The following is a 3,800-nucleotide window of genomic DNA, read 5'->3' as shown; positions in this document are numbered from 1 at the left end:
CCGGCGACAGAGCGTACAACACAAATAGAACGGGGCGTCGCTCCCCCCCCCCTCTCCCCCCCCCCCCCCCCCCCCCCCCCCCCCCCCCCCCCCTCCCCCCCAAGGGCGTGGTACTTCGCCGCGGTCTTCCCGGCCCGGGTGCGGCACGGACTCCCGGCCAGGGCTTCACACTTCGGACAGTCGTTCGTTCTACCGCATCTGCGGCTTGATCGGGCGTCAGATTCACCCCCGCTGTCCGGTGCCACTGAACTTTGACCGTTTGCCACTGAAGTTTGACCACCGGTAGTGGCTCGGCTCGGATCGTGGCCGGACCATCGACATGCTGCCCTGTGATCGCAGACTATCTACAGGGCCTCAGAGTCAGCCATCCCCAAATGAAAGGGCGAGGCTAGAGGCAGATGCCGGGAGGGGCTGCGTTCGGACCAATGTTGCTGGTCCAGGTGTTGGCTGTGCCATCGGTGCCGGTGCCGCTGGTGTTGTCGCGGCAGTCGAGCATGCCGTTGCGGCGGGCGACGTTGGACTTGATGGTGTTGCCCCCGTTGCCGCCGGCATCGATTCGCATTCCGTCGCCCGCGTTGTCGTCGGCGATGTTTCCGGAGACGACGGAGTTCGTGAGGGAGTTCGCTGCCACACTGATGCCGTGACCAACGGTGCTTGATTCAGAATTTCTGATGATGTTGCTGGCGATAGTGACGTTGGTGCTGGGCGAAAGGCCGAAGGCGTTGGCCCGCACGCCTAGAAATCCCCTCTCAATGGTGTTGGAGGTAATCTTCAAGTTCGTGTTGTTGTCACCCAAGAAGATCCCGGGGGCGCCAAAGTTGTCCCGGATGGTGTTACTCCCTACGCTGGAGTTGCTGGACTTGAAGATGAATGCAAAGGCTCTGTCTTGCAAGGAGGTGTTGCTGTTTACTTTGACATTGTCGACTCCTCCGGGTGCCAGCGCGTCCAGAAGGACGCCGGAGTTTTCATTACCAGAAAAGGTGTTTGTTTCGATGTCCGCCTTCTTCAGGCCTGCGTCTGAGTAGATTCCGCTGCCACTTGCAGAACCTGGTTGATTGTTCTGGCGGATGCAGTTCTGTTCAACCTCGGAAAGGCTTGTGCCGCTGGAGTGGAAATAGACTCCGATTACATTGTTCTGGATCATGTTCTGTCGGACCTGGTGGCCTGAGTGTGTCGCACTCGTGACAATGCCATAACTGGAGGTGTTGTTCTGAACGGTGAAGCGGGAGAATCTGATGCCGTTCTCCATCAAGCGAACACTGCCTGAACCGCCCGCCGACTGAATGATCGCCTGCCTGGACGGATCCGGAGCTCCGGCCTGGCGGCACGCTGTCCCTGTGGGGGCGACGGCCGGTCCGATCAACTGCAAATTCGCCTTGTTCACGGTGACAACCTCGTTGTACATTCCGGCACAGACCCTGATCACATCTCCTGGTGATGCCGCAGTAATCGCTGCCTGGATCGAGGTGAAAGGTGCACCCGGACATTGGGCTCCATTGTCATCCACAACGAGTACGGCCTGAGCTGCCTGGCTGGGCACCGCCGAGAATGTCGTAGCCACTGCCACGCCCGCCGCAACGAGGACTGTCTTCTTCATAATCTTCTCCTTGGCTTTCGGTGCAGCCCGCAATCAGGTCGTGCGGCAGCATGGTCGGCTAGGTGGCACATAGCTGGCAGCCGGACTAATGGAATCGCCTGGAGGACTCCATCAGTTATGCAAACCGAACTAAGAGCGGGTAGTTTCCGCTGATCACGAAGCTAGGTGCGCCACGTTAGGTGTGCAAGCGGTAGCACACTGTATGTGTCGCTGAGCAGGCGACGTCGCCGACCCGCCGGGGTGGGCAAGCGGTGTGTCTCAGCTCCGAACGTTGGCGAACGGCGCCGTCCACTGCCGCAGACGATCAGCCGGTTTCCCGCCCTGGCGGACCGAGGGCGGGCTCAGGATCGCCCGCCCGGGGGCGAACGGTCGCTACCGTTATTGGCTGTTCCGCTGTCCCCCCACAGTCCGGGTCAGAACGTCGGCGCCAGCCGCCAACATGGGTGTCACGTACGGCGACGTGCGGCGGGGTCGCGCTCGGCGACGTGCCGGGCGACCGCGTCGATGCCGGGGCGGGCGTACCGCTCCAGGGAGCGGACGGAGGCGTGGCGGGAGCGGGCCAGCAGCATCGGGGTGGACGTACCGTCCTCGGCGTCGTGTGTGAGGGCACTGTGGCGGAGCCGGTGGAGCGTCCAGCCGTCCAGGCCCTCGATGTCGTTGGGTGAGGCCAGCGGATTGGCCAGCAGCCGGGTGTTCTCCTCGAAGATCTCCTCGGCCCGGCGGTAGGAGAGCCGGGCCCGGCCGGTCTCCTCGCACACGTCCAGCGTCGCCGTCCCAGCCGGCGCCCTTCGGTCGGTGAGGAACAGCGGGCCGCGGGCGCGGCGGGCGATCAGGCGGGGCAGCAGCTGGGCGGTGCCGGACTGCCAGTGGATCCACTCCGTCGCCCCGCCCTTCGCGGTGATCTTCCCGCGCTTGTCCTGCGGGTAGAGGTCCTCCACGTTCAGGCACAGCACCTCATCGGCCCGGGCCGTGGACTCGTAGAGCATCTTCCACAAGGTCTTCTCCCGCAGGGCGACCTCCAGGCGCCACAAGGCGGCGATCTGGTTCTCGGCAAGGGCCTTGGTGCGGTCCGGGGGTGCCGGCCGCCGCTCGATGCCGATCGTCGGATCGCCCTCGATCCAGCCCTGGCGCTGCCACCAGCCGATCGCCTTGCGCGCGATGGACAGCTCCCGGTTGACCGTGTCGGCGTCCATCTCGTCCGCCCGCGCCGCCGCCAGCTCGGCCAGGAGCTCTGGCAGTACCGGATCGTCGATCGCGGCGACCGGGAAGACCGGCGGCTTCGCGCCCCGGCGGGCCGGTCCGGTCGGGGCGGGCTCGCCAGCGAGCATCCATCCCCACGTCGTGAGCGAGATCCGGTAGATCCGCGCGGAGGACTTCGCGATGCCCGCACCGGTGAGGTACCGCTCGACCGCCGCGGTGTACGACGCCGGAGGGGCGGACAGGGGCACCACCCGGGCGCGCGGCAGTCGAAGCGCGCCCCCGCTCCCGAGTTCGATCACTGGTTTGATGGTCACGCCCGCCCCGCCCTCCCGGCACTGCCGCAGTAAATGCGTACACCTCGCCCCGGTGGCCGGAATGCCTCGCCGCAGGTCGCGAAGATCACGGTAGAGGCTCCGCCGCAGTAAATCCGGTATTTACTGCGGCACCACCCTGACGAACATCCGGCACCGAAAGTCCGATAAGCAGACCTCGAAACGGAACGGCCGCTACCGCCAACCGCTGCACGGTCGGCCCTCGCACACACCCCGGACCTGAGCATCACGCAGTGCTACACGCCACCTGGCCGTAGCTATACGAGAACTGGGCCGTGGCCGCCGCCGTCCGGGTGGTCCGCGCGAGCGGGCTGCCGAATCGCACCGACGCGATGTTCACCAGCGTCGAGGGCGAGTGGGACGAGGTGATGCCGGTGATCCGGGATGCGATCGAGGCGGTGAAGGCGTACAGCGGCCGGGTGAGCACCGTCATCAAGATCGACGACCGGGCCGGGGTCACCGACGGGCTCACCGGCAAGGTGGCCACGGTGGAGCGGTATCTGGCCGAGGGGTGACGTGCGGGAGCGGGGGGGGGGGGGGGGGGGGGGGGGGGGGGGGGGGGGGGGGGGGGGGGGGGGGGGGGGGGGGGGGGGGGGGGGGGGGGTGGGGAGGGGGGGGGGGGGGGGGGGGGGGAGGAGGGGGGGGAAAGAAACCAACCACGGGCATACCCG

At 66.4% G+C, this 3,800-nt stretch carries 3 protein-coding genes; 1 reads left to right on the top strand and 2 read right to left on the bottom strand.

Going from position 1 to position 3,800, the window contains the following annotated elements; all coding sequences use genetic code 11:
* Positions 1-388 precede the first annotated feature (388 nt).
* Together ACZ6NC_RS09265 and ACZ6NC_RS09260 are read right to left on the bottom strand one after the other, a co-directional pair.
* Complete coding sequence (locus ACZ6NC_RS09265; RefSeq protein ID WP_465730585.1) at positions 389-1,597, bottom strand: right-handed parallel beta-helix repeat-containing protein; 1,209 nt, start codon at positions 1,595-1,597, stop codon at positions 389-391.
* 446 nt (positions 1,598-2,043) lie between these two features.
* Entirely contained in the window at positions 2,044-3,111 is a 1,068-nt protein-coding gene (locus ACZ6NC_RS09260) for a tyrosine-type recombinase/integrase (protein ID WP_465730583.1), read from the bottom strand.
* A 350-nt stretch (positions 3,112-3,461) separates the two neighbouring features.
* Here ACZ6NC_RS09260 and ACZ6NC_RS09255 point away from each other — a divergent pair, with 350 nt between their 5' ends.
* Entirely contained in the window at positions 3,462-3,644 is a 183-nt protein-coding gene (locus tag ACZ6NC_RS09255; protein WP_465730650.1) for a thiamine-binding protein, read from the top strand.
* Positions 3,645-3,800: the final 156 nt, after the last annotated feature.

It is taken from the genome of Kitasatospora sp. NPDC041988 (assembly GCF_055588525.1).
This window is presented reverse-complemented; position numbering and strand designations above follow the sequence as displayed.

What these genes read in the sequence shown, in the direction of transcription:
- ACZ6NC_RS09265 (WP_465730585.1), bottom strand. Translation starts at nt 1,597, where the DNA reads ATGAAGAAGACAGTCCTCGTTGCGGCGGGCGTGGCAGTGGCTACGACA.
- ACZ6NC_RS09255 (WP_465730650.1), top strand. Translation starts at nt 3,462, where the DNA reads ATGTTCACCAGCGTCGAGGGCGAGTGGGACGAGGTGATGCCGGTGATC.